Annotated in this window: 1 protein-coding gene; it reads left to right on the top strand. The window is 35.3% G+C overall.

The window, feature by feature from the left end; all coding sequences use genetic code 11:
• Positions 1–137 precede the first annotated feature (137 nt).
• The coding region (locus tag KPL51_RS23020) for a tyrosine-type recombinase/integrase (protein ID WP_216166767.1) at positions 138–1,342 on the top strand (1,205 nt) is incomplete at its 3' end.

The raw sequence follows: 1,342 nt of genomic DNA, 5'->3' as shown, positions 1-1,342 counted from the left end.
TCATTATCCTAGAAATATGATTATCCGAGAAAAATTTCCGTATATTGCATAAATACACGATTTTTTGATTATCTTCTCAGATAATGGTTATCCTCCTTAGAATAAAACTATAAAAATATTCTAAGGAGGTCAACCCTATGAATTCAGAAAAAATTAAAAATCTATCTTTTAGTGACTTGCTTACCACGTTGCTCCAGTATCTTGAGGGAAAATCTTATACTCAACTGACCCTAGATAACTATCGCAAAACGCTTAAAAAAATTGAACCGTATATGATTAGTCAGGGCATCCATAATTATTTACCTGAAGTTGGCGTGCGTTACTATAAAGACTATTTCGTGGACCATGAATTAGGAAGCTCGCGTCAGAAAGCGATGATCACAGCAATCCAAAGACTAAATAACTTTTATTCAGGTACTGAATATATAATTCAGCAGAAACAAGAGATTAAGTTATTGACTGATGAATATGAACACGTATTAGATTTGTTCACTTTACATTGCACTGAAGTAGGTAATAAACCTATTACACTAAAGTCAAAAAGGCGATTTTTGCAATGTTTTCTAAAAGATTGCGTTTCACTTATGTGTTCAGACTTTCATTCTCTAAATCCACCTTATGTTACTAAAGCGTGTCTGATGGTTGAGAATAAAGATGGTTGGGCGGTTATAAGAGACTTCTTGAAGTTCTTAAGCACTAGCGGAATAATCGAGACAGATTTTTCGACACTTGTTCCTCACTATAGAAAGCCAATCAATATACCAGTAACCTACAACGAAGTAGAAATCTTTCAATTTGAAGAAGTTATTGATCGTACAAGCGATATCGGTAAGCGTGACTATGCAATGTTGATTCTGGCAACCAGACTTGGCATGAGATCGGGAGATATTGTAAAACTGTCTCTGGATGAACTGGATTTCGAGCATAATAAGATTGATTTTATACAGCAAAAAACAGGTGAAGTGTTACAACTCCCTATGCTATTAGAAGTCAAGACAGCACTAGTTGATTATATCAATAATGCACGTCCCAAAGCTATAGGTAATAATGTATTCTTGCGTCATAAAGCACCGTATCAAGAAATAACCACATCTGTTCTGCGCTTTGAAACTACAAGATACTTCAAAATGGCTGGCATTGATATATCAGGAAAAAAGCATGGACCTCATACATTCAGGTCATCATTGGCCAGTTCAATGGTTAATGATGATGTACCTTTTGACGTTGTAAGAAAAATTTTGGGGCATGCCGATCCTGATGCAATCAAGCATTATGCAAAGCTTGATATAGAGAAACTTCGCAAATTCGCGATAGAAGTACCAAAACCATCAGGCTTATTTAA

The organism is Clostridium bowmanii, from assembly GCF_018861315.1.
GTDB classification, from domain to species: domain Bacteria; phylum Bacillota; class Clostridia; order Clostridiales; family Clostridiaceae; genus Clostridium_AD; species Clostridium_AD bowmanii.
This window is presented reverse-complemented; position numbering and strand designations above follow the sequence as displayed.